The sequence below is a fragment of the Paenibacillus sp. cl123 genome, assembly GCF_900101595.1.
In the GTDB taxonomy this organism is placed as follows: domain Bacteria; phylum Bacillota; class Bacilli; order Paenibacillales; family NBRC-103111; genus Paenibacillus_G.
In genome coordinates this window covers 1-22,699 of record NZ_FMYY01000014.1, presented here as the reverse complement: position 1 = coordinate 22,699, position 22,699 = coordinate 1, and the positions used below count along the sequence as shown (strand labels likewise).

The 22,699-nt window shown below is 55.3% G+C and carries 21 protein-coding genes; 20 read left to right on the top strand and 1 reads right to left on the bottom strand.

Annotated features, from left to right (window positions below; all coding sequences use genetic code 11):
* The first annotated feature begins 6 nt into the window (after positions 1-6).
* The 6 genes from BLR08_RS19835 to BLR08_RS19810 all read left to right on the top strand — a co-directional run bounded on the left by BLR08_RS19835 (position 7) and on the right by BLR08_RS19810 (position 5,649).
* Entirely contained in the window at positions 7-669 is a 663-nt protein-coding gene (locus BLR08_RS19835) for a response regulator transcription factor (RefSeq protein ID WP_256257728.1), read from the top strand.
* A gap of 38 nt (positions 670-707) precedes the next feature.
* Complete coding sequence (locus tag BLR08_RS19830) at positions 708-902, top strand: hypothetical protein (RefSeq protein ID WP_072334290.1); 195 nt, start codon at positions 708-710, stop codon at positions 900-902.
* A 216-nt stretch (positions 903-1,118) separates the two neighbouring features.
* Complete coding sequence (locus BLR08_RS19825; RefSeq protein WP_072334294.1) at positions 1,119-1,445, top strand: PadR family transcriptional regulator; 327 nt, start codon at positions 1,119-1,121, stop codon at positions 1,443-1,445.
* 252 nt (positions 1,446-1,697) lie between these two features.
* Entirely contained in the window at positions 1,698-3,230 is a 1,533-nt protein-coding gene (locus BLR08_RS19820) for a malate:quinone oxidoreductase (RefSeq protein WP_072334297.1), read from the top strand.
* A 262-nt stretch (positions 3,231-3,492) separates the two neighbouring features.
* Positions 3,493-4,968, top strand: a complete 1,476-nt coding sequence (locus BLR08_RS19815; RefSeq protein WP_072334300.1) for a protein adenylyltransferase SelO — start codon at positions 3,493-3,495, stop codon at positions 4,966-4,968.
* A gap of 207 nt (positions 4,969-5,175) precedes the next feature.
* Positions 5,176-5,649: a hypothetical protein gene (locus BLR08_RS19810; RefSeq protein ID WP_072334303.1), complete on the top strand. Its 474-nt coding sequence runs from the start codon at positions 5,176-5,178 to the stop codon at positions 5,647-5,649.
* Between the two features lie 125 nt (positions 5,650-5,774).
* Here the strand turns inward: BLR08_RS19810 and BLR08_RS19805 are convergent, their stop codons facing one another.
* Positions 5,775-6,545, bottom strand: a complete 771-nt coding sequence (locus tag BLR08_RS19805) for an ANT(4')-I family aminoglycoside nucleotidyltransferase (protein WP_072334306.1) — start codon at positions 6,543-6,545, stop codon at positions 5,775-5,777.
* A 418-nt stretch (positions 6,546-6,963) separates the two neighbouring features.
* Here BLR08_RS19805 and BLR08_RS19800 point away from each other — a divergent pair, with 418 nt between their 5' ends.
* The 14 genes from BLR08_RS19800 to BLR08_RS19735 form a co-directional block, all read left to right on the top strand.
* Positions 6,964-9,219, top strand: a complete 2,256-nt coding sequence (locus tag BLR08_RS19800) for an EAL domain-containing protein (RefSeq protein WP_256257729.1) — start codon at positions 6,964-6,966, stop codon at positions 9,217-9,219.
* Positions 9,220-9,244: 25 nt separating this feature from the next.
* Positions 9,245-10,867 carry a thiamine pyrophosphate-binding protein gene (locus BLR08_RS19795; RefSeq protein ID WP_072334309.1) on the top strand — a complete coding sequence of 541 codons (1,623 nt, stop codon included), beginning with the start codon at positions 9,245-9,247 and terminating at the stop codon, positions 10,865-10,867.
* Between the two features lie 11 nt (positions 10,868-10,878).
* On the top strand, positions 10,879-11,301 hold the full coding sequence (locus BLR08_RS19790) for a carboxymuconolactone decarboxylase family protein (protein WP_072334312.1): 423 nt from the start codon (positions 10,879-10,881) through the stop codon (positions 11,299-11,301).
* Between the two features lie 195 nt (positions 11,302-11,496).
* Positions 11,497-12,267: an HAD-IIA family hydrolase gene (locus tag BLR08_RS19785; RefSeq protein WP_072334315.1), complete on the top strand. Its 771-nt coding sequence runs from the start codon at positions 11,497-11,499 to the stop codon at positions 12,265-12,267.
* A gap of 51 nt (positions 12,268-12,318) precedes the next feature.
* Positions 12,319-12,873: a glycerol-3-phosphate responsive antiterminator gene (locus BLR08_RS19780; RefSeq protein ID WP_072334318.1), complete on the top strand. Its 555-nt coding sequence runs from the start codon at positions 12,319-12,321 to the stop codon at positions 12,871-12,873.
* Between the two features lie 72 nt (positions 12,874-12,945).
* Positions 12,946-13,647, top strand: coding sequence for an MgtC/SapB family protein (locus BLR08_RS19775; RefSeq protein WP_072334374.1), 702 nt, complete (start codon positions 12,946-12,948; stop codon positions 13,645-13,647).
* A gap of 315 nt (positions 13,648-13,962) precedes the next feature.
* Complete coding sequence (locus BLR08_RS19770) at positions 13,963-15,279, top strand: ABC transporter substrate-binding protein (protein WP_072334377.1); 1,317 nt, start codon at positions 13,963-13,965, stop codon at positions 15,277-15,279.
* 102 nt (positions 15,280-15,381) lie between these two features.
* The gene (locus BLR08_RS19765) at positions 15,382-16,272 is read left to right on the top strand and encodes a carbohydrate ABC transporter permease (RefSeq protein ID WP_072334321.1); all 891 of its coding nucleotides are present in this window, start codon (positions 15,382-15,384) and stop codon (positions 16,270-16,272) included.
* A gap of 12 nt (positions 16,273-16,284) precedes the next feature.
* A complete protein-coding gene (locus BLR08_RS19760; protein WP_072334324.1) occupies positions 16,285-17,115 on the top strand; it encodes a carbohydrate ABC transporter permease in 831 nt (276 codons plus the stop codon).
* A 13-nt stretch (positions 17,116-17,128) separates the two neighbouring features.
* Positions 17,129-17,857: a glycerophosphodiester phosphodiesterase gene (locus BLR08_RS19755; RefSeq protein WP_072334327.1), complete on the top strand. Its 729-nt coding sequence runs from the start codon at positions 17,129-17,131 to the stop codon at positions 17,855-17,857.
* A gap of 40 nt (positions 17,858-17,897) precedes the next feature.
* Positions 17,898-19,019 (top strand): hypothetical protein, encoded by a 1,122-nt coding sequence (locus BLR08_RS19750; RefSeq protein ID WP_072334330.1) that lies wholly within the window; start codon positions 17,898-17,900, stop codon positions 19,017-19,019.
* Between the two features lie 81 nt (positions 19,020-19,100).
* Positions 19,101-19,805, top strand: coding sequence for a glycerophosphodiester phosphodiesterase (locus tag BLR08_RS19745; protein ID WP_072334333.1), 705 nt, complete (start codon positions 19,101-19,103; stop codon positions 19,803-19,805).
* A 144-nt stretch (positions 19,806-19,949) separates the two neighbouring features.
* Positions 19,950-21,623 (top strand): glycerol-3-phosphate dehydrogenase/oxidase, encoded by a 1,674-nt coding sequence (locus BLR08_RS19740; RefSeq protein WP_072334337.1) that lies wholly within the window; start codon positions 19,950-19,952, stop codon positions 21,621-21,623.
* 818 nt (positions 21,624-22,441) lie between these two features.
* A partial coding sequence (locus tag BLR08_RS19735) for a transposase zinc-binding domain-containing protein (RefSeq protein ID WP_176835565.1) occupies positions 22,442-22,699 on the top strand: 258 nt, incomplete at its 3' end.

The following is a 22,699-nucleotide window of genomic DNA, read 5'->3' as shown; positions in this document are numbered from 1 at the left end:
GGTCACTTGAACAAAGGAGAGCTGGATATGAAGCTAATCATCGCCGACGACCATCCGCTGTTTCGGAGCGGCGTTCGCAACTTATTGGAAACTACGGAGGACCTGGAAGTCGTGGGAGAAGCCTCGACCGGCGATGAAGCGCTGGAGCTGGCGGCCGCGCTGCAGCCGGAGTTAATTCTGATGGACATCCGCATGCCCGGCTTGAACGGCATCGAGGCGACGCGGCTGATCAAGGAGCGGTTCCCCCGTATCGAGATCCTCATCCTGACCATGTTCCAGGACGATCAGTCTGTGTTTACAGCCATGCGGGCCGGGGCCAAAGGGTATGTGCTGAAGGACGCCGACGAAGCGGAGCTGCTGCAATCCATCCGGATGGTGGGAAGCGGCGGAGCGGTCTTCAGCTCGGATATCGCAGCGCGGATGATCCATTACTTCGCGGCGTCCGAGACGCCCGTCCGCCCGGACCACCCTGCCTTGGCCGAGCTTTCCAAGCGGGAGATGGAGATCCTGGAGCGTATTGCCGCAGGCGATACGAATGCGCAGATTGCCTCCCGGCTCTATATCAGCGTCAAAACGGTGGCGAACAACGTATCCATGATTTTGAACAAGCTGCAGGTGTCGGACCGGAACGAAGCGAGGCGTCTGTACAAGGGCTCGTGTGAGAGTTAAAGCGCAGCAGGCCGGCAAGCATGCAGAAGAGGAAGCCGATGAGAGCTGAGCAGCTTGCCAGACTTGCGGTGCGGGGAGCGGAGCGCAATAAGCCGGTCGTTTGCCCGCCGGCGCTTCGACGCACGATGATGGAAGCTTGCTTTATTCTGCTCCGGGGCGTACACCGGAGATGGGTGCGGTTTATCCGCGATGCGGCGCGGACGGCGAGTCAGAACGGCGTCAAGCAGCAGTAGCAGTAATAACAGCGTCAGCGGCAGAACTTGCCTCCTGTATACTACCAGAGACAGGTCGCTGGCCTAACGGGCTAAGCGATCTATTTGGCATGGACTGGCTTGCGTGATATATCGAGCGGTGATATAATCAAACCGGGTTATATCGGCATACGATATAGCGAGATGGCCAGATAGCCAGATAGCAGGGCGTTAAGCAACTCAGGTGAGGGTGAATGGATGAAAGAAAAGCCGATTAGCCGTTATATGCCCATATCCGAAACGGCGTACTACATTTTGCTGTCCTTGACGGATAAACGCCATGGTTATGGAATTATTCAATATGTGAATGTTTTGACCCGCGGACGAATCCGCTTGGGAGCGGGCACCGTGTATGGAAGCCTGGCCCGTATGGAGAAGGATGGCCTGATCCAGGTGGTTGCCGAGGAAGAGCGGCGCAAGCTGTATCGCATATCGAGCGCAGGAGCGGATTTGCTTAAGCTGGAGATCGCGAGAGTCAAGGAAATGTATGAGCATGCGACAAGAGTAGAGGATGCCTTGCGATGAGAGCCGGGGATAGACATAAGCGGAGCTGCCGAATAGCGGCCGAATAATATGAAATTTCGGAGGATATTCCTGAAACCCCCGTGTTCTAACAGGAATTTAATATTTTATTCTATTACTAATAGTGATACACTGTAATAAGGTTAGATATGATCCAGAAAAAATGTGTAACGAGGTGGCGCCCTGGCATGCTGAGGCGTCTGGTCGAGCGCCTGCATTCTTTCTGCAAATCTATAGGGTAGAAGGACGGTAAACATGAGCGACAGACAAACGAAAACAGATGTTATCTTAATTGGTGCCGGCATTATGAGTGCGACCTTAGGGTCTCTGCTGAAAGAATTAGTACCGGACTGGGAAATTACGGTCATTGAGAAGCTCGCCGGCGCTGGAGAAGAAAGCTCCAACGAACTGAATAATGCGGGTACGGGGCATTCTTCCTTGTGCGAGCTCAACTACACCGTGGAACAACCGGACGGTTCCATAGATATTAGTAAAGCGATCAAGGTCAATGAGGAATACCAGGTTTCCAAGCAGTTTTGGGCGTATCTGGTCAATCATAATTTGATCCGCAATCCGCGGGATTTCATCGTGCCCGTGCCTCATATGAGTTTTGTGCAAGGGGAGCAGGACGTTAAGTTTCTCCGAAACCGATTCGAAGCCTTGGCTGATAATCCTTTGTTCCAAGGCATGGAATACTCCGAGGACCCGTCCAAGCTGGCGGAATGGATTCCGCTGATGATGAAAGACCGGACGATCAACAAGCCGATCGCGGCTACGAAGATTGATTCCGGAACGGATGTCAACTTTGGTGCTTTAACGCGCCTCTTGTTTAAACATCTAAAGAGCCAAAACGTCGATATCAAGTTCAAGCATAATGTGGATGATATTAAACGGACCAGCGACGGCATGTGGGAGTTGAAGGTGCGCAACGTAGATAGCGGTACGGTCGAACGCCGGACAGCCAAGTTCGTCTTTATCGGCGGCGGCGGCGGAAGCCTGCATCTGCTGCAGAAGTCGGGTATTCCCGAGGGAAAAGGCATCGGCGGATTCCCGGTAAGCGGCCTGTTTATGGTTTGCCGCAAGCCGGAGATCGTGGCGCAGCACCGGGCCAAAGTATACGGCAAAGCGGCAATCGGCGCTCCTCCGATGTCCGTTCCCCATCTGGATACCCGATTTATCGATAAGAAGGAATCGTTGTTCTTCGGGCCGTTTGCCGGATTTTCGCCAAAGTTCCTGAAGACCGGCTCCATGTTCGATTTGCTGACTTCCGTCAAGCCGGATAATCTCTTCACGATGCTGGCGGCGGGTGTCAAGAACGTTCCGCTCACCACCTATCTGATCAAGGAAGTTATGTTGTCCAAGGAAAAGCGGATGGAAGCCTTGAGAGAATTTGTTCCGAACGCCAAGAGCGAGGACTGGGAGCTGCTCGTCGCAGGCCAGCGCGTCCAGATTATTAAGGATACGGCTGCCGGCAAAGGAACGCTGCAATTCGGCACCGAGGTGATCAGCGCGGCGGATGGCTCGATAGCCGCCTTGCTCGGCGCATCGCCTGGCGCTTCCACGGCCGTTTCGGTCATGCTGGAAGTCATCCGGAGATGCTTCCCGCAGCACATCAAGACGTGGGAGCCGAAAATCAAAGAAATGATTCCTTCTTATGGCGTATCGCTGTTCGGAAACCCCGACCTCATCCAAGACATCCATGCAACAACCGCGAAGGCGCTTGGCTTGACGGGCGGTAAACCAGCCAACCCGTCTAACCCTAAGCCTCGTATACTGAAGGAAGCTTAGGCAGCCGATTGGGGCGGTCAACAGCACAGATGAATTGAATTTTCGCGCAATAAGCTCCGATCAGGAGCTTTTTTCTTTTCCGTGGCATCGAAGCGCTGCCCCTATGAGATGAAGAAGAAGCGGGTAATATAAAGGGGAGCAGAGTTAGGATGCGCTATTTGCGATATTTCCATCCCGCTGTCGCATACAGATAGAGCAGCTCAGCATGACAGGGAATAACGTTAGCCAATAAACAAGTCCATATGAGAGAAGGAGGTCACTCATGACCAACCCCTATGCATCCTCAACCGGCGGCTGGAACCTGGACAACAGTTACGCCCGGCTCCCGGAATTGTTCTTTACCAGACAGGAGCCGACTCGGGTACGCGCGCCCAAGCTGGTCTTGTTCAACCAGTCGTTGGCCCTCTCCCTCGGATTGAACGTCCAGGCGCTGCAAGGCGAGGAAGAAGCGGCGGTGTTCGCAGGCAACCGGGTCCCGGAAGGGGCCGAACCGCTTGCCCAGGCTTATGCGGGACATCAGTTCGGACATTTTACCATGCTCGGAGACGGCCGGGCGCTGTTGTTAGGCGAACAGCTGACGCCGAGCGGAGAACGGATGGATATTCAGCTGAAAGGCTCGGGGATCACCCCATACTCCCGCCGCGGCGACGGCCGGGCGGCGCTGGGGCCGATGCTGCGCGAGTACATCATCAGCGAAGCGATGCATGCGCTCGGCATTCCAACAACCCGCAGCTTGGCGGTCTCGACGACGGGAGAACCCATCTACCGCGAGACCGAGCAGCCGGGTGCGGTGCTCACCCGGGTTGCAGCCAGCCATCTGCGCGTCGGCACCTTTCAGTATGCGGCGAGCGCAGGCACGACTGAAGAGCTTCGCGCCTTGGCGGATTATGCGCTGCAGCGGCATTATCCGGACGCCTATCATGCTTCGAACCGTTATCTTGCCTTATTGCAGGCCGTGATCAAGCGTCAGGCCGAGCTTATAGCCAAGTGGCAGCTGGTGGGCTTTATTCACGGGGTGATGAACACCGACAATATGGCCATTAGCGGCGAGACGATCGACTACGGGCCTTGCGCCTTCATGGATGCTTACGATCCCGCGACGGTGTTCAGCTCCATAGACGCTCAAGGCCGTTATGCCTACGGCAATCAGCCGCGTATAGCCACGTGGAATCTCGCCCGGCTGGCGGAAGCTTTGCTGCCGCTGCTGGATGAGGAGGAGGGGCAGGCCATCCGGCTGGCCGAAGACGAGCTGGCGAACTTCGCTGAGCTGTATCGCCGGCATTGGCTGGCCGGCATGCGGGCCAAGCTGGGCTTATTCGGCGAAGAGCCGGAGGATGAGGCTCTTGTGGCGGAACTGCTGGGCATGATGGAGCAGGGACATGCGGATTACACCGATACATTCCGGGCGTTAACCTTGGGCGCCCCGGCGGATACGGCGCTGTCCGGGAGCGAAGAGTTCGCGAGATGGCTGGAGAGATGGCAGGCGAGACGGAGCAGACAGCCGGAATCTGAGGCCGATGCGGACCGGTTGATGCGCAGCAGCAACCCCGCCGTCATCCCCCGCAACCACCGGGTGGAGGCGGCGCTGGAGGCCGCAGTCGAGCAAGGGGATTACAGCGTGCTGGAACGGTTGCTGGTGGCGTTGTCCGATCCATTCGCGTATTCGCCCGAGCAGGCCGAATATGCAGCGCTGCCTGCGCCGTCGCCGCGCCCGTACCGCACCTATTGCGGTACTTGACTTGACGCCGTCGTTCTCCCCTGCGGTCATGGCCAAGCTTAGCCTTTATCCGGATGTCGGCTTAGGATGAAGGTCCCGGATAGGCGGGCAGACCCGGCCCCGGCTGACAAAACTTATGACATGCTGTAACTGGCATACGCCTCTCTGATGGCATACTCTAGAATCAAAACTTAGGGGAATCGTTTCCCTGAGCCTATGGAGGATGACATGATTAACAGGCGTTATGCAAAAATGGCTGCAGCCGTTCTTATCGCGGCAGTATTCGGGGCGGGCTGCTCGTCGGTTGAGATCCATGAGGCTGCCGGCGATAAAGGGAGCGTCACGTACAAGACGGACGGGGGCAAAGAGGTCACGCTGTCCAGCGAGGCGAAGCTGCCGGAGGGTTTCCCTAGCGATATCCCGCTGCCGGCCGCCATTGCGGTTACGGCTTCCATCAGCAGCAAGGAGTCAGGCAATAAAATGGTGTCCATCGAGACCAAGATGCCCTTCGCGGAAGTTGTGAAGCTGTACAAGGATTATGCGGATAAGGCCGGTTATAAGGAGAACTTCGTGATGCAGGAAGAGGGCGTTTATTCGTACTCGGGAAGCAAGGCCGGCGAGCTGTTCGTCTTTAACCTCGCCCTCGATCAGGAAGATAAGAAGACAGTGACCGGGGCTCTGACTCATGAGAAAAAGCCTTGATTACAGGAGCGATACCAATTAGAGAAAGCCGTTCATAGCGCCCTGGGGACGCGATGAACGGCTTTTCTTAAGTCTAGCGCTTAAGACCGGTGCGCCTTCCCGCATACGTGCGCCAATAGGATTTCTTAAAACGGCATACGCCCTGTGCTGATCACATAATCATGTTCGGCAGCCCATGTCCCAAGACCGCTCCAGAATGCCTCGCAAGCCTCCACGATTGTCTCAGGCTTTGACAGCGCTCCGCTCATAACCAGCTCCAGCAGAGGATCGAAGCCCGCCGGGCGTCCGGGCAGCTCCAGCGATTCGAGAAAAACGCGGGACCCTGTCGAATAATATGTCCGGTTATGCAGGCCGACCAGCATAGCCCCATAATGAGCGAATTCCATGGCCAGATAGGGCAAGAAGGAATGAGCGCCATTCCGGCTGGCATTGCGCAGCTTGCCGGCAAATTCATACATTTCTCCTACCAGGACCTCCTCGATCGCCTGCTTGAAGTGCCGCCGCTCCGGCGACTCCGTGGCTTGTCTCAGCTGAGGGAAGAAGCCTTCAGGATCGTACAGGCTCAGCGGAGTGAAGTAGGGGCCGTGGGTCAGCGGCCAGCTTCCGTCTACGGAAGCCGCTTCCTGAAGCAGCGAATGCGCGAAGCAGACATTGACCTCAGCCTTCCAGGGGCCGGAAGACCATTCATAGCAAGCTTCATCGCTTAGGGCCGACTCCCGGAGCACGCAGAATATCTCGATATCCGAATAAGGCCCGTCCGTTCCTCGGGCCATGGAGCCATAGAGGCCGAGCGCGAGCAGTTCATGTCCGTAACGCGCATGCAAGTTATCGGCGATTAGGCGGCTGGTATCCAGCCTTTCGCTTCGCGTACGGGGTACAGGTCCATTCATGTTCATCAGTGAATACAACTCCCTTATAGATGGTTTCGGCGGGCGTGTACACTCCGGCATGAATGGAGGACCTCGGGCTTAACGGGGGATTTTTAACCGGGGCATGGCGAGTTCCTCCTTGGCTTGATTATGGAGATTATACCCAAGGCGGATGCCATTGGCAAGCAGGAAGCCGATCCTCTATAAAGTCGCTGTAAAGCTGCTCTAAGAGTCACTCTAAACGTCGCGGGCCGTGTCCTATAAACCTATGAAACCTATCTGACATGAACGGCCTTTTTTCCGCATCGGCGTTCGACAAAATGGTAAAAATCATATACAATTCTTTATATTAATAATCGATTGTTATAGAATGAAATATTTGAAGGAATCTGGAAATTGACAGGCGGGATGCCTGCAAGCAGTCAGCCAAATTGGGGGCTTGATCGTGATTTTTTTGAATAAACCTGAATTTATTGTAAAGTCGCAGTTGTTTTGCAAGGAAATAGGCATGGCTCCCGACGAGATTCCTTTTCCTCAGAAGATTTTATCCCCTGCCGAGCTCTGGCAAAAAAGCAAAGATTATGACGAAATTTTATCCGTAGTAAGCTTCTTCGGCGAAAAAATCCTGCATTACTTAAAAGGCACGCCTATTCTGTTGGCCGTCTCCAATGAAGAGGGCTTTATCCTCCATATGATGGGGGATGAGACGATCAAAAAAACATTGAATGATCTCGGCATCCGACTGGGTATCCAGTTCACGGAAGCCAGCATGGGGACCAATGTGGTGAACTTGTCCCTGACCTATAACGAGTCCCCGATCCAGCTGATCGGCGATGATCACTACCATGAATATTTGCATGGCAGCGCTTGCTATGCGGTCGCCTTCCGCTATACCGATGTGAACGGCCTGCTCGGCAGCCTGATTATTATGACGGCCAAGGAATTCCAGAATCCCATGATGATCACGCTGCTCGCTACGACTGTGGACTCCATCGAGAGGGAATTGATGCTGCGCAAGCAAAACCGCAAGCTCAACATTCAGAATCAGATCATCATGGATAATGCCCGGAACGGCATTATTATGACGAACCGCGAAGGGGAGATCACCACCTTCAACCAATATGCGGAGCTGTTTACCGGGCGATCGAGAGCGGATATGCTGGGGACGAATGTGCGGGACCTGGGCTCCATGGGCGAATATATCTACGAGGTAGTCCGCAACGGGAAAACGTTCGAGGATATCCAGATGACCTTCGAGCAGAGCGAGGCTGAGGAGCGGATGGTCTGCTTATTCGACGCGTATCCGCTATACGATGAGAAGAAGCAGCTGCTGGGCGCATTCGGCCAGTTCAGGAGCATTACGGATCGGGTGAAGGCGGAGGAGCGATATAATTACCTGGCTAATCACGACGATTTGACCAAGCTCCCGAACCGCAGATATTACAAGGAAAAAGTGCCCCAGCTTATCGAGCATGCGCAGCGCACGGGTCAGCAGGTGGCTGTCGTCTGTCTCGATCTGGACCGCTTCAAAATCATAAATGATACGCTGGGCCACTCCAGCGGTGATCTTCTCCTTATCATGGTCGCCACAAGATTCGGAAATGTTCTCCTACCGGGGGAAATCGTGGCAAGGATGGGAGGCGATGAATTTATGTTCGTCCTTCCTAACATGGGGAGCAAGGAAGAAGCTTTGCAGAGGGTGAAAGACATTCTTCACATCTTCCAGGAGCCCTTTAGTCTCAACGGGTACGAGTTCCATCTGACCGCCAGCGCGGGCATCTCGATCTATCCGAAGGATGGCCATAATCTCGAGAATCTGATGATTGCAGCCGATACCGCTATGTACAGCGCGAAAAATCGGGGGTTGAATCTGTACGCTCTCTACTCGCCTGACATGAATGTTACAACGCGCGAGAAGATCGTGTTGGAAAGCTCCCTTCGGCGTGCGATCGAAAATGAAGAATTCCGCTTGTTCTATCAGCCTCAGGTCGATATTCGAACCGGGGAGCTGAAGGGAGTCGAAGCGCTGGTCCGCTGGCAGCATCCCACGAAGGGCTTCATTTCCCCCAGCGAGTTTATTCCGATCGCCGAAGAATCGGGGCTGATTACCCAGATCGACCGGTGGGTGCTGCGGACGGCTTGCCTGCAGAATAAAAAATGGCAGGACCAAGGAATTCCGCCGTTTCGCGTCTCGGTGAATTTGTCCTCGCAGGAGTTTCTGGACGATGCCCTGGTGGACGTCGTGAAGAAAGTATTGGATGAGACAGGGCTTGAGCCCCGCTATCTGGACCTCGAAATTACCGAGACGATGACGATGAATGTCAATCACGCCATCCCGATGCTGCGCAAGCTGCATTCCCTTGGCATTCAGATCAGCATGGACGATTTCGGGACGGGCTACAGCTCGCTCAACTACTTGAAAAACTTCTCGATCGACCGGTTGAAGATCGACCAGAGCTTCGTGCGAGACCTGTCCAAGGGATCGAACGGGACGAACATCGTGAGCATCATTATTGCGATCGCCCATAGCATGAATCTGGAGGTTGTTGCCGAAGGGGTGGAGGAGAAGGAGCAGCTCCGTTTTCTGCAGATACAAAAATGCAATGAGGTCCAAGGTTATTATTTCAGTCCTCCTATTCCGGCAGAAGAGTTCGAAGGGTCGTTTTCGGCTCTGTTATCCAAAATAAAGAAGTTATATTGATCATATCTGGGGGGATTCCGTTCTTATGCCAACTGTAAGCCGCATTCTAGCCAAGCATTTGTCTAATTGGGGAGTCACGCATGTGTTCGGAATACCCGGCAAGCCGGTCACTCCGCTTGTCTTGGAGCTGGATCGGGCAGACATTGGGTTTGTGCTCAGCAAGCATGAGGAGGGAGCGGGCCTGGAGGCGGCCGGCTACGCTTTGAGCAGCCGTACGTTCGGGGTCGCGGTCGGTACGGCTGGACCCGGAGGGATCAACATGCTGACCGCCGCCGGCCAGGCGCTGTATACGGGCGTGCCGGTTCTGTTTCTAACCGGCTCTCCGCCGATCCGCGAGATCGGCAAAGTGCTCGGCCAGGATAGCACCATGTTCGGCACGGATTTGGTGAAGATGTTTGAGCCTGTGACCAAATTCAGCGCACGGGTGGAGCGCGGGGAACTGCTCCGCGCTCATCTGGAGCATGCCGTCCAGCAGGCGTGGACCGGCGTGCGCGGGCCTGTGCATCTGTGCATTCCGTACGACGTTCTCATGGAGGAGACAGAGGACTTCGAGCTTGCGCTGCCCGATGCTCTCCCGGCGACAATCGCGTCCAATCTGGATCAGGTCGCTACGCTGCTGGCCGGCGCGAAGCGTCCGCTGCTCCTGGCCGGAGGCGGGCTTCATGCGCTTGACGCCTACCGGGAGATCGAAGCCTTTGCCCGCAAATGGTCGATCCCTGTCGCGACGACGCCGGGCGGCAAAGGCGTGTTCCGCTCGGACAATCCCCTTTACCTGGGACCGTATGGACTTGGCGGCAATGCGCTTACCGAGGCTTATATCGGCGAAGGCGTCGATCTTCTTATCGTGGCGGGCAGCCAGCTCAGCGATTTGGAGATTCCGAGCCTCCAGGCGAGCCATTACCCCGAACATATTATCCAATTCGATCAGGAGATCCGATTTATCGGCAAGTCGCTGCCGGTGCCGACGACGCCGGTTCTCGGCAATATCCGCAGCAATCTGCGGGCGCTGCTCGCTTATGCCGATACGTCGGTTCCGCCTCGCGATCTGCCCATAGCCTTCGAGAGCGGGGAGCCGGACAACCGGACGGGTCTGCTTGGCGGCAAGCAGGTGATGGAAGTGCTTCGCGAGGTGCTGCCGGGCGATGCGCTGATGTACGGCGACGCGGGCAGCCATTCGTTCTATGCCATCAAATATTTCGATATCCGGGTGCCGGGCACCTTTTACTTCGAAGAGGTGTTCGCGACTATGGGGCGGGCGATCGGCTACGCGGTAGGGGCCAAATTTGGGGCGCCCGAGCGGACGGTCGTATGCCTGAGCGGCGACGGCTGCATGTTTATGAACGGCACGGAGGTGTCCACGGCGGTCAATTACGACGCGCCTGTGCTGTTCCTGGTCGCCAACAACGGAAGCATCGATATGGTGGACAAAGGCATGGCGCGCCATCTGGGCAAAGCGGTCGGAACCACCTACAGGGTGCCGCTGGACGGAGCCAAATTCGGCGAAGCGATGGGGGCGCGGGGCTATCGCTGCACGACGGCTGACGAGCTGCGGCAGGCGGTGCTGGAAGCCTTAAACGCCAATGAGACTTGTGTCATCGATATGATCATGGACCCGACAGAAATTCCCCCGACGATGAAGCGGGGCTAAGGAGCGAGCGTATGAATCCCAATCAAACCAACCAAGAACGGTATGCGGCCGGCATCGATACTTTGCAGACGATGGTAGGCGAGCAAGGGCTTCAAGTGATGAGCCGGATCAGCGAATTTTTCCCGGATTTCGGCCATACTCTGGTCGCCTTCGGCTTCGGCGATCTGTACGCGCGAGGCGTGCTTGACCTGAAGCAGCGGGAGATTATTACCATCACCTCCCTCATCACCCAGGGAGCGATGGAGCAGCTGCCGTTCCACCTGCATGCGGCGCTTAATGTCGGGCTGCTGCCCGAGGAGATTTTGGAGACCATTCTGCACTGCGGCGGGTACGCCGGATTTCCGAAGGCATGCGGGGCTTTGGAGGCCGCGAGAAAAGTATTTGCGGAGCGCGGGATAACTCTGGCCGACCGGCAGGCGGCCTCCCGGGACTAACGGGCAGAAATAAACCGCAAGAATAAAATCGTTGACAATCGGCCTGTACCCTGTATATAATTCAAACCAATACGAATACGGTAACAGGTTTGAGACGAGGAGTAACCCTTATCCGTAATCATATCTCTCATGGGAGAGGTGTGTTTACTGTGGATAAGGGTTTTTCTATTTTCCACAAGAAATGAGGCAGAAGGCATGAAAGGGTATATTTTTGATTTGGATGGCACGGTGTATTTGGGAGACCGCATGATTGAGGGCGCGGCCGAAGCTATCCGAACATTGCGGGAGAGGGGGGACAAAGTCGTCTTTCTCTCCAACAAGCCGATCGCAACCAGAAGCTCTTATGTCGAGAAGCTCAACAAGATGGGGATTCCGACCACCATTGACGATGTGCTGAACTCTTCCCTGATCGTGGCCAGATACCTGCAGAAATGCGTGAAGCCGGGTCAACAAGTATATGTCGTCGGCGAGGAGCCGATCTGCGAGGAGCTTCGCCTGCATGGCATTCCGCTGACGGAGGATGGGATGAACGCCGACTACATCGTGCTGTCCTGGGACCGCAGCTTTAACTATGATACGCTGAATCTCGTGTTTCAGGCCGCCCTGCGCGGGGCCGTCGTCATCGCCTCCAATCCGGACTCGACCTGCCCGCTGGAGGATGGGCAGCTCCCCGATACGGGGACGTTCATCGCAGCCTTGGAGGCCGCGACCGGCAGAGAGATCGACCTGGTCGTAGGCAAGCCTTCGCCGATTGCCGCTCAGGCTGCCATCGAGCATATCGGGCTGGATTCCGGGCAATGCTACATGATCGGCGACCGGCTGGAGACGGATATCAAGATGGGCAATGACGCTGGGATGGCCTCCGTCCTCGTATTGACCGGGGTCAGCACGGAGGAGATGGCGGCTCGCACGGAATACCGTCCGAAGCATATTATAGCCAGTATTAGCGACGTAGTCTCTCTGTAACGGACAATCGTGATATAATTAGGTTCACTCGTGAATCTAGGAGGAGCAGACATGTATCCGATCGTCGATATGGTAGAGCATCAAACAATCGCCGCTTTGCAGAAAGAGGAGGATATGGAGCTTGTGCTCCAGAGTCCGGCCAATATCGTATTTCTGTTAACCGGCTCGATCTTCAATATCTCGGAACTGGTCAGCCGGGTGAAGGAATCCGGCAAGCATGTGTTTATTCATATGGAATTCATCGAAGGGATCGCCGCCGACCGCAGCGGGGTCGCTTATGTAGCTAAGCATGTGCAGCCGACCGGCATCATTTCCACCAAAAGCAATCTGATCCGTGTGGCGAAGGAGCAGGGCCTGATGGCAATCCAGCGCATCTTCCTGATCGATCGCAGCGCAGTGGCGCGGGGGATTAAAGCGGTCGAGCAAAGCCAGCCGGATGCGATTGAGGTCATGCCGGGCATTATGCCGCGTATTATTAGAGAGATGACGAACATGACACCGCTTCCCATTATTGCGGGAGGACTGGTGGGCAATCGCGAGGAAATTGACGAGGCGCTGAGAGCGGGCGCCTTGGCCGTATCGGCCGGAACCTCGGTATTATGGTAATCAAGTAAAGGGGAGGGATGCGCGTTGGCAAGCAGCGTATGGGTCATCAGTCATTTTGATCTTACCGTCAGAATGCTTCTTGCCGCAGGACTCGGAGGATTGATCGGACTTGAACGCGAATGGAGCAACCATGCTGCGGGATTCCGCACTCATATTCTGGTTTGTATCGGTTCGGCGGCTATCATGCTGCTTTCGATCTATGGATTTTCCGAGTTCGCCAATGAATACAATGTCCGGATGGACCCTGCCAGGTTGGCGGCTCAAGTAATCAGCGGCATCGGATTTCTCGGAGCCGGGGCGATTCTGCGGACGGGCTCCACGGTATCGGGGCTGACGACGGCCGCATCGATCTGGGTGGTCGCCGCCATCGGACTTTGCGTGGGAGCGGGCTTTTACTACGGGGCGGCGCTGGCTACCGTGCTGGTACTGCTCAGCCTGTTCGTTTTGAACAAGTGGGAGAGATATTTGATGCGTCATCGGCGCAATCATGAGATCGTCATCCTGATCTATGATCGGCCGGGGGTTCTGGGCAAAATCGCCACGATGTTCGGGGAGCAGAGCGTCCAGATCGTCAATGTCAAGATGAAGCCGGACGATTCGCAGGATAAAGACAAACCACCTGTCATGGAGCTGCGCTTCAGCGTCAAGTCGTCGCACAGCAGCGATATGATGAAGGCCATCGAGAACATCTCATTGTCCGGAGAGATTATTTCCTTGGATACAGGCTCCTTCAAGCTGTCCAAGTCATTGTCTACCCATAATGCCGCATTATGAGAAAATCTTTGAAAAAAGTTAAAATTTTCTTAACATTATTGATTAGTTAGCATATTAGTGGTATATTTAGGAATTAACCATTGACATTGTAACAGAAGTGTGTCATACTTGGTATGTGAGAAAGCGCTTTACTTCTAACACATCTGGATAGTACGTCGTCGGGGTATGGAGATCACCAGAGATAACCCAAAGACAACGATCCGGTGCGCGTTGTATTTTGTATGCGTACCGAATGCGTTGTTTTTGTGTTGCCCGGTGGTCTCTTTTTCAGGTTTACATCCTACCTACATGGAGCTCGAGAAAGGGGAAAACAAGATGAAATTGCGCAAATGGTTGGCACCTCTGGTTGTATCGACGCTTGCTGTAACATCTATCACGGCTTGCGGAGGAGGCGGCGGCGAAGCGTCCGGAGGCAATCTGGAAGACGCCCAGACCGCTGCGGAGGATACGACGCCGATTACGATTCAATACTGGCATTCCCATGCGGAAGCTCAAATGCCGGGCCTTAACTACATGCTCGCCGAGTTCAACAAACAGTATCCGTATATTACGGTAGAGCCTGTATTCCAGGGAGGATACGCCGATCTTCACAAGAAGCTTCAGGCTGCTGTAGCGGCCAATGAAGTGCCTGCCGTAACGAACGTAGAGGTATCGTCGCTGCCGAACTTCGCAGATGGCGGCGTGTTCGCGGATCTGACCGAGTACATCAAACGGGATAAGATCGATATGAACGACTTCTCCAAAGGGATGCTGGCCGCCTATGCGTACAATAACAAGCAGTATGGCTTCCCGCTTATCGTGAGTACGAGCGTCATGGTGTACAACAAGACCATGCTGGATGGGCTTGGCGTCAAGCCGCCGCAAACGTGGGCGGAGATCGAAGACTTTAACAAGAAAGTGACTGTGAAGGAAGGCGGCAAGACGACGCGCTATGCCTTCTCCGTACCAGGCTGGGATACATGGTACTACGATCCGTGGATCTCCAACGGCGGCGGCTCGATTCTGACCAAGGACAACAAATCGGGCTTCGATCAGCCGGACAGCTTGAGATGGGCTCAGCAGTATAAGAAATGGCTCGACGAAGGCTCCATGCACATGGGCTATGGCAAAGGCGCATCCGACAACATGAGACAAATGTTCCTGGAAGGCAAAATCGGAATGGTTCAGCATACGTCGGCCGTTCTGAAAACCTACGTGGAAAATGCGAAATTTGAGGTAGGCGTATCGTTCATTCCTGGCGACAAGGAAAGAAAATCGCATATCGGCGGCGCCGGTATCGTCATGATGGATCTGGCTCCTCAGAAGCAGAAGGAAGCCGCTTGGAAATTCGTCAAATTCATGGTCTCCGCCGAGCATAACATCAAGTGGGCGGAAGGCACCGGCTACTTGCCGACGCACAAGTCGGTCGTAACGACGGAAGAAGGCAAGAAGTATTTCGAGAAATGGCCGCAATATAAAGCCGTGTTCGATAACTTCGACAACGTGGCTCCGCGGATTCAACATCCGGGCTATCCGGAGTTCAGCAAAATTTACAATGAAATTGTCGGGAAAATGATTCTCGAAAACGCCGATCCGGTTCCGCTGCTGAAAGACTCCGTCAAGAAAATCAATGAAGTGCTGGCTGATTATTAAGTAAAAGCTTGGCATGGAGATGAAGGCGATTACAGGTCCTTCATCTCCTTTTATCACTTGCTTCAGAAGCCGTATTTATGCCATTAGAAAAGGGGTAACCCGGTGAAAACATCCAATTTCCGCAGGCTCGAAGCCATTAAAGATTTCTCGTTTGCGTTGCCCGCATTGCTGTTCATGATGATCTTTATCTACTATCCGCTCCTGAATTCGCTGTATTTGAGCTTCACGAACTGGAATATGACCAGACCGGTGAAGAAATTCGTCGGTGCCGATAATTATACGTATCTGCTGACGAATGAGCTGTTTTACAAAGTGTTAAAAGTTACGTTCACCTATACGATACTTGACGTAACGCTGACGCTGGCCATTGGACTTCTGTTGGCCCTGTTGTTCAATGTGACTTCCCGGGCGTTTAACTTCATGCGCTCTGTCATTTTTATGCCGTATTACATCTCCATGGTTATCGTTTCGATGATTTTCCTGTGGATTTTCAACGGACAATTCGGCTTGGCTAATGAGGTCATGGCGATGTTCGGAGTAGAGCCCATTAACTGGCTGACCAATACGAAGACAGCCATCTGGGTGCTCGTTATCGTATCCGTATGGAAAGGCGTAGGCTTCGCCATGATCATCTTCATCGCCGGCTTGCGCGGCATTCCCGTCGAGTATTACGAGGCGTCCAGCATCGACGGTGCCAACAAGTGGTGGCAGTTCTGGCAAATCACGCTGCCGCTGCTGTCTCCGATCACGCTGTTCCTGGTCGTCACCAACTTTATCTCCTCCATGCAGGTGTTCCAATCCGTTGACATCATGACCAACGGAGGACCGCTGGATTCGACCAAGGCAATGGTTTATTGGATCTATGATATGGCCTTTGCCGAATTCCGAACCGGCCGCGCATCGGCGCTTGTCATTATTTTCTTCGTGATCATCGTCCTGTTTACGATGCTTCAGATGTATGTATCCCGCAAGAAAGTTCATTACGAAGGGTAGGTGGCGTACACAATGACAAACAACGTATGGAAAACGTCGCGCCTGCTGCTTGCGGTTGTCGTTACGCTGGTGATGTTTTTCCCGATTTACTGGATGCTGGTCACCTCGCTCAAGTCCACCGCTGAATTGCGCTTCGCGGTGCCGACCTTCTGGCCGGAGTCGATGCAGTGGTCCAACTACGTAGAGATTTTCTCCGTGTTCCCGGTGGCCCGCTTCGCGCTGAATACGCTGGTTCAAACGGTCGGTATCGTATTCTTGCAGATTAATCTGGCCATTATGGCGGCCTATGCCTTTGCGAAAGGGACTTTCCCGGGCCGGGACAAATGGTTCGTGCTCGTGCTGGCGGCGCTGATCGTGCCGGATCAAGTCACATTCGTTCCCGTGTATGTCATGATGTCGAAGCTCGGCTGGATCAACACGTTCTACTCGCTGATTATTCCGCATGCGGCGTCGGCCTACGGCATCTTCCTGCTGCGCCAGACGTTCAAGTCGATCAATAACGACGTGATCGAGGCGGCGCGCGTGGATGGGGCCAACCGGTTCCATGTCCTGTACAAAATATTGGCGCCGATGGCGTTCCCGACCATCTCCACCCTGGCTGTGCTTAGCTTTATCTCAAGCTGGAACTCTTACTTCTGGCCGCTCGTTATGACTAACTCGAACAACATGCGGGTGCTTACTGTTGGTATTGCGATGATGAAAGAAACAGTGGCGGGCAATGAAGCGCTGACCTTCCACCTGATTATGGCGGCTAGCGTCCTCGTTATTTTGCCGATCGTGTTTATCTTCATCTTCGCCCAAAAATATATTGTGGCTGCGATGGCCAATTCCACGTTCAAGTAAAAGGAGAACCGACATGAGTCAGCAACGTACTATGATCATTGCCCACCGCGGCGCGGCGGGAGAAGCCCCGGAGAATACGATCAGCGCCTTCAAGCTCGGTCTGGAGCAAGGCTGCGAGGGGATCGAGCTGGATGTGCATTTATCGAAGGATGGCGAAATCGTCGTTATTCACGACTCGACGATCAACCGGACGACGCACAGCAAGGGAGCTGTGAACGAACTGACGGTCGCCGAGCTGAAGCAGGCGGATGCGGGTCTGTGGTTCCACGAGCAGTACGCAGGCGAACGGATTCCGCTGCTGGAAGAGGTGTTCGAGCTTGTCCCGCCCGAGGTGATGATCAATGTAGAGATCAAGGGCTCTTACGGCTACAGGCTGGAGCCGGCGTTAGCCGCACTGATGCGCAGGATGGATCGCGTGCACAATGTCGTCGTATCGTCCTTCGACTTCAAAAGCCTTCAGGCGCTGAAGCTGCATGAGCCTGAAGCGAAGCTCGGCTTGCTCTATGATCTGAGCGTGGCGCGCCACGCGGATATGACGAAGCTGATCAGCTCGCCTGTCTACTCCCTGCATCCGAGCTTCAGGCGGCTCGATAAAGCCGATGTCCGCGACGCGGTAGAGAGCGGTCTTCAGGTATATGCTTACACGATCAACGATGAAGACAAGATGCGCCAGGCGATCGAATACGGCGTGTCCGGCATCATTACGGATTATCCCGGCAGACTGAAGGGATTGCTGACCTAGCGGTTTCGCCGAACTCAGATAAACGAAGGAGACGAAGGCAATGAGGCGCAAGGCTTACATGATCGCTCTTGCCGGCATAGGGGCGCTCGCCATCGTCGGATGTCAATCCGCTCCGGCAGGGGGCGGCGCTTCCGCCCCGCCTGCCGCCGCTGCGCCGGAGGTGAAGCAAGCGGTGCAACAGGAGCCCAAGAGCCTGGTCACCCAAGAGGAAGCGGGCATCAAGCTGAGGGTCGATATGCCTGAAATTGCCTGGTTTCTGGAGCATGCCCAGCCCGGACCGCTTATCCCCGCGCTCAAGCAGGAGGCGGTGCCGCAGGGAATCGGCTACGTCGAGGAGAAAAACTGGCTGCTGGTCACCCATTACCGGGAGAAAGGCCAATCGAGTCTCCTGACCGTCATCGACGCGGGCACAGGCAAGCTTGTTAAGGCGCATGAGCTGTACAAGGAGCAGGGCGTTCCGTATACCGGTCATGCGGGCGGTATTACGGCCAGCAAGCAGAACGTCTGGATATCCTCCGACGGCAAGGCGTACCGTCTGAAGAAGGAGACGCTGATCCAGGCGGAGGATGAGGCCAAGCTTGTATTCGAAGGCGCCTTGGCTACCGATACGAGGGCTTCGTTCACCGCCTATGCGGACGGCGTGTTATGGGTCGGGGAGTTCGCGCAAGGCGCCAGCTATCCGACCAGCAAAACGCATTATATGACGAACCGGGACGGCAAGGAGCATAAGGCCTGGGCAGCAGGGTACAAGCTGGACCCGGATACGGACGACCTGCCAGCCGGCAAGGCCGGAGCGGCCGGAGAGCCTGCGGTGCCCGACTATATCCTGTCGCTCCCCGACATGGTTCAAGGCATAGAAGTGGATAAGGGCCGTATCGTGCTCAGCCAGTCTTATGGGCGCAACGCGGCGAGCTCGCTGATCATCCACAAGCAGCCGCTGGCCGAAGCGCCGCATCAGACGGTCAAGATCGGGAACTCCAGCGTGCCCGTCTGGTTTCTGGACAGCCAGACCAAGCAGAAGGAGCTGGCTGCGCCGCCGATGACCGAAGGGATCGTGACGGTGAAGGGCAAGCTTCATGTGTTGTTCGAATCCGCCGCCAAGCCTTACATGACCTCCAGCAGCTATCCGCTCGATCATATTTACACGCTTGTCCTCCCTTAAACGGTTCGGGCGGTCAGGCGTATGGTGGTGCCGGCATGTCTGCCGGGGTATAATGAAGGAAACAGATCAGGAGGTTATGAGATGATCATTGAAGGTCTTGCTCATCGCGGTTATCCTAAGAAATACCCGGAGAATACGGTGACTTCCTTCCAGGCGGCGCTGGACTTGTCCTATAGCATTCTGGAGCTTGATGTAAATATGACGAAGGACGGCATACCGGTCGTGATTCATGACCCGACGCTGGACAGGACGACGGACGGGAAAGGGCCTGTGAAGGACTACACCTGGGAAGAGCTGCAGCGCTTTGATGCAGGCAGCGGCCAGCGTATCCCGCTGCTGGAGGAGATTCTCCTGCTGGCCAAGGGACGGGCGCGCGTCGACATCGAGCTGAAGCAGAGCGGTGACTTGTACCCCGGCATGGAGCAGGCGGTTGTCGACGTTATCCGCAGATGCGGCATGGAGGAGCAGGTATTTGTCACCTCATTCGACCATTACGCGATCATCCGGATGCGTGAGCTGGCTCCCGAGCTGGAGCTGGGACTTGTCATTTACGGAGCGACGCCTGCCGTATTCCCGCTGATGGAGCAGTTGAAGGCGAAATATTTGTCGGTCAAGTACATCTACCTGACGGATGACTATGTTCGCTTATGCGAGGAGAAAGGCATTCAGCTGATCGCCTGGACGATTGACGATGAGTCTGCGATGCGCCAGCTGAGAGAGCGGTTCCCGCAGGTGCTGATCTGTACGAACGAATTGGAGAGATGGGCGGGCCAACTGGTCCCCTGATGCAACAGCTGAATAGCAAGGATATACCGGTCGGAGACTAAGGAGAGACCACGCGTTCATTGCAGCTTTGAGCTGGAGTGTTTGCGTTGGTCTTTTTTGTTTTGGCGCAAGCCGTGCCGGACCGGACAGATGGAGGAGAGCAGGATGACAGCTACCATGCAGAGCGCGAAGCGCCTGGAAACATTAAAGCAAATGGATAAACAGCACTACGATGTGCTGATCATCGGCGGCGGCATTACCGGGGTCGGCATTGCGCTGGATGCGGTAACCCGGGGGATGAGCACGGCTCTGGTCGAGATGCAGGATTTCGCGGCGGGCACTTCGAGCCGGTCGACCAAGCTCGTACACGGCGGGCTGCGTTACCTGAAGCAGCTGGAGGTGAAAATGGTCGCCGATGTCGGCAAGGAGCGCGCGATCGTTTATGAGAACGGCCCGCATGTGACGACGCCGGAGTGGATGCTGCTTCCATTTCACAAAGGAGGGACGTTCGGCAGCTTCAGCACCTCGATCGGGCTGAGGGTCTATGACTATCTGGCCGATGTTAAGCGGAGTGAGCGGCGCAAGATGCTCAGCGTCGAAGAGACGGTGAAGCGCGAGCCGCTCGTGAAGCGGGAGGGGCTGCGGGGCAGCGGCAGATATGTGGAATACCGGACCGATGACGCCCGGCTGACGATCGAAGTGGCCAAGGAAGCGGTCAAGCGCGGCGCGATGCTTGCCAACTATGCGAAGGTCGTCGGCTTGCTCTATGAGAACGGCAAGGTCGTCGGAGCGCGGGTCGAGGATTTGCTCCGCGGACAATCGTACGAGATCTACGCAAAGAAGATTGTGAATGCGGCCGGCCCCTGGGTCGATTCGCTGAGGGACATGGACAAGTCCAAGACGCAGAAGCGGCTGCAGCTGACGAAGGGCGTGCATCTGGTCATCGACCAGAAGCGGTTTCCTTTGAAGCAGGCCGTCTATTTCGATACGCCGGACGGCCGCATGGTATTCGCCGTTCCGCGCGACGGCAAAACCTATGTAGGCACGACGGACACCGCGTACCAGGGAGACATCAGCCACCCGCGGATGACGCTTGCCGACCGGCAATATATTATTGATGCGGTCAACTATATGTTCCCGTCCGTGCATATCACGACGGAGGACGTGGAGTCGAGCTGGACGGGGCTGCGTCCGCTTATTTTCGAGGAGGGGAAGAAGGAGTCGGAAATCTCCCGCAAGGATGAGATCTGGATTTCCCCTTCGGGCTTGATCACGATCGCCGGAGGCAAGCTGACCGGCTACCGGAAGATGGCGCAGATGGTCGTGGATCGCCTGGTCGAGCTGCTGCGTGCGGAAGGCGTCGACCGGTTTACCCGGTGCGCCACGAAGCTGATGCCGATATCTGGAGGCCAGGTTGGCGGCGGAGATGGCTTTCCCGCCTTCATCGACCAGCAGAAGCTGCGCGGTCCGCAGTACGGCTTGTCGGTGCAGGAGGCGGAGCAGCTGGCGCGCCGGTACGGCTCCAACATCGACCGCCTCTACGAATTGGCGGCGCGGCACAGGCAGGAGGCGAAGCGCTTCGGCATGCCGCTGGCCGTCGCCGCCATGGCCATCTACGCGATGGAGGACGAGCTGGCTGTAAAGCCGGTAGACTTCTTCGTGAGGCGCACCGGAGCGTTGTTCTTCGATATCGGCTGGGTGCATCGGCACAAGCAGGCGGTCATCGCTTGCATGGCCGACTTCCTCGGGTGGTCGCAGGAGGAGACGCAGCAGTACAGCGAAGAGCTGGAGACGCAGCTGCGCCATGCCGTAACGCCGCTGGATGCGGAGATCGGCTAGACGGACTTCGGGGAAGTCGGGGAGGAGAAGAAGCGTGCAAGGAGGCTGCCGGTTTCGGCAGCCTTCTTGCGTTAACGAGCCTTCAGCATATGGAAGCGCAGACCGGAGTGCCGGGATGCCCGTGGCAAGCCTGAATATGATCGGCAGCCAGGACGGCGAGCAGCTGAGTGCTATGGAGCTGTCGGGCGCATAGATCTGTTTAGCTTGACGGTGACGAATCGGCTGCGGATAATTCCCGGGAGCCGGTCGCGCAGCGTGAGAAGCTGGGTTTGGCAATAGGTAGAGCCGGTGACATCCGCAACCCTGGCAAATACGGCTTTATGCCCGATATCGATCTTATGTCGCTGGAGTGCAGGCTGCCCTAAGTTCGGCTCGCGGCCGCTGGTGAATAATGTTATCTTTCACGCATTGTTCCACATGGAACAAATAGAAAGGCGTACACTGCCGGGACGGTTGATAAAAATTATTGGAGTTTTCACCTGGGATTGGCGGAATCTTCGGCATAAATCGGATATATGCTGCAAAGCGATCAGACCAAGCTCAGGCAGCCTGCCGTGCATGATGGCTGATAGACTGTCTAGACCGGGGCCGACTGGTACCGAATGGGTTTCCGGCATACCGAAAGCTTGCCGCCCAGATCGAATACGTCCGCAACGAGGTATCCCGCGGCTGGGATATCTGCAGTCGGCCAATTTAAAACACGCATGTATCTTCCTAGAATGGGCTCCGGTCAGGAGCTTTTTTTAACATATAAGAATTTATAAGTTTTGGGGTGAGCGAAGCTTACCCCTTATTTAAATTTCTGTTAAGGTAAAGGTATGGACTCGAACATCTTAAAGCAAATATTTTTCGATGAGCATCGGCACTGGGATGCTTTTGTAGATAAACATAAAAAACATATTCGGCCTAATGTCATAAAAGAGGTACAAAAATTTCGCGGCTGTGGAGATCCTCGAAATGGATTTAAGCTTCTTGTATGTGAGGGTTGTCACGACATTCGTAGAGTGCCTTACCGATGCAAAGGACGCTTTTGCACTACATGCTCCTGTGGGGAAACGGAAGAATGGAGCCGAATA